Origin of the sequence: Streptomyces chiangmaiensis (assembly GCF_036281785.1) — a bacterium.
GTDB lineage: Bacteria > Actinomycetota > Actinomycetes > Streptomycetales > Streptomycetaceae > Streptomyces > Streptomyces chiangmaiensis.
Genome location: NZ_JAYWVC010000489.1, coordinates 1 through 2,161, shown reverse-complemented (window position 1 = coordinate 2,161; position 2,161 = coordinate 1). Strand labels below are relative to the sequence as shown.

Below are 2,161 nucleotides of genomic sequence, written 5' to 3'. Positions count from 1 at the left end.
CGAGTAAAGCCCTTCGATCTCGGTTATGGCGGCGCCGAGCGGCAAATTCGTTTCACGGCGACGCCCACATGGGCAACTGGGGAGTGATCGACGCGACCGTGGTCGTGGGAGACAACCACGTCGTCTTCCTGTTCTGCCCGCCCTCACCAGCGCAGTGCGCCACCGACATCTATCCCCTGCTGTCGGCTCTGGACGCCACGAAGTGGAGGGACTTCAAGCTCGGCTACGTCGGCACCTGGGACAAGGGCCAACGGGTGATTGACCAGATCCAGCTCAGCGACCACACGGGGTGGGCCACGGTGTTCCGCACCAAGCGATACACCAACAGCATGGAACTGATTCATCGTCAACTTCAAACGGAGACCGACGGGGGACTGCGCGTGGTGCTGCTGGCGAATCTCGCGCTCGCCGCGGGCTGCGCCGGTCTGCACGACGAGGCCATGCGCCACCACGCCAAGGCCGTCGAACTGGCCGGGACCCAGGCCCCTCACGCGGTTGGCTCCCTCGGCAGCACGGTCCTCGGCGTGCTGCCCCACGTTTGACGTGGTGATTGCGTCACCATATCATTGCTTTATGCTTTACCCCACGCCTCCCCTTACCGACGAGGACAACCAGGTACTCGAAGACATTGACCGCATGCGCTCATCCCTGCGCCACCAGGTCAGCTCCACACCTAAGTGGACCCAAGGGCTGCGGAAGTTCCTTACGGCGGATGCCGTGGCAGCTTCCAACTCCATCGAAGGATTCAAGGTCGCCACAGTCGATGTGGAAGACCTGATGGAGGGTGAGCGCGACGTCGAGGTCTCCGACGAGAATCGAGAGGAGACTCTCGCCTACCAGCGCATGATGACCTACATTCAAACGCTGCATGACGTCCCGGACTTCACTTATAGCAAGAGCTTTCTCAACGCCCTGCATTGGATGCTCCAGGGCCACCGTCACCATCCACGCAAACCCGCCGGGCAATGGCGCCGCGGCCCCGTCTACGTCACAGATGCCCGCGACTCAAGTATCGCCGCATACACCGCACCCGATGCCGAGGCTGTCCCTCCACTCATGCAGGAGCTGGTCGACTGGCTCAACGCCAGCGACACCACCCACACCTTGGTCCGTGCGGCCATGGCACACCTCCACCTGGTCTCCATCCACCCATGGGCCGACGGCAACGGTCGGATGTCCCGCTCGCTTCAAACGCTGATAATCGCCCGGGAAGGAGTCCTGGCCCCCGAGTTCTCCTCCATCGAGGCCTGGCTGGGGCGGCCGGGCAACACCTGGGAGTACTACCGGGAACTTGCCAGCCGCGGTGCCCACTACCTCCCCGACCAGGACGTGTCCAGCTGGCTCCACTTCAATCTCACCGCCTACCACCAGCAGGCTCAAACCGTGCAAGGTCGCCTGACCCGAGCAGGCAACGTCTGGGAAGCTCTCACCGACTTCACCCAGCAAACTGGCCTCGACGAGCGCATCATCTCCGCCCTCCACGACGTTGCCATGGCCGGACGAGTACGCCGCTCCCGTTACGAACACGCCGAAGGCCTCAGCCTCCAACAGGCCCAACGCGATCTGCGCGACCTCGTCGCCGCCGAAGTGCTCAGCCCTGTCGGGCGTACCCGCGCCCGGTACTACACCACCGGGGCCCGCTTTCCCCAGCGAGCATTGGACATCGCCCGCACCCCCATGACCCTTATCGACCCCTACGCCGCTTCTTGAAATAACGCCCTCCCTCGGCCATGGTCGATCACAAGGCCTCTCCGACCTGCTGCGACGCCATCTGAAGGCCATACACTCCCGGTGGCGGGCGTTGCCGCCCGGGAGGATCGCGGTGATCGTCCTGGCCGTGCTCCGGCACGACCAGCGCCTGGCCGACATGGCCGGCGGCAACGACATCTCTGCCACCACCGTGCGCCGCTGGCGGGACGAGCTGATCGCGCTGCTCGACGCGAGGGCCCCGCGTCTGGACCGCGCCCTGAAGAAGATCGCCAAGCGGGGCGGGGAGGTCGTCCTGATCGACGGCACCCTCATCCCCAACCAGCGCCGCACCGGCAAAGCGAACCGCCCGAACTACTCTGGCAAGCATCGCCGCCACGGCCTGCACGTGCTTGCCCTGACCGACGAGCGGGGCCATCTGGTGTGGATATCGGCCGCCCCGCCCGGCCGCACT

Annotated in this window: 3 protein-coding genes; all 3 read left to right on the top strand. The window is 65.1% G+C overall.

The window, feature by feature from the left end; all coding sequences use genetic code 11:
* Positions 1–68: 68 nt before the first annotated feature.
* Positions 69–542 carry a hypothetical protein gene (locus VXC91_RS44795; RefSeq protein ID WP_329513080.1) on the top strand — a complete coding sequence of 158 codons (474 nt, stop codon included), beginning with the start codon at positions 69–71 and terminating at the stop codon, positions 540–542.
* 31 nt (positions 543–573) lie between these two features.
* Positions 574–1,710 (top strand): Fic family protein, encoded by a 1,137-nt coding sequence (locus tag VXC91_RS44790; RefSeq protein WP_408057631.1) that lies wholly within the window; start codon positions 574–576, stop codon positions 1,708–1,710.
* A gap of 112 nt (positions 1,711–1,822) precedes the next feature.
* Positions 1,823–2,161 (top strand): transposase family protein (locus tag VXC91_RS44785; protein WP_329513078.1); only part of this gene is annotated, 339 nt, incomplete at its 3' end.

What these genes read in the sequence shown, in the direction of transcription:
- VXC91_RS44790 (WP_408057631.1), top strand. Translation starts at nt 574, where the DNA reads ATGCTTTACCCCACGCCTCCCCTTACCGACGAGGACAACCAGGTACTC.
- VXC91_RS44795 (WP_329513080.1), top strand. Translation starts at nt 69, where the DNA reads ATGGGCAACTGGGGAGTGATCGACGCGACCGTGGTCGTGGGAGACAAC.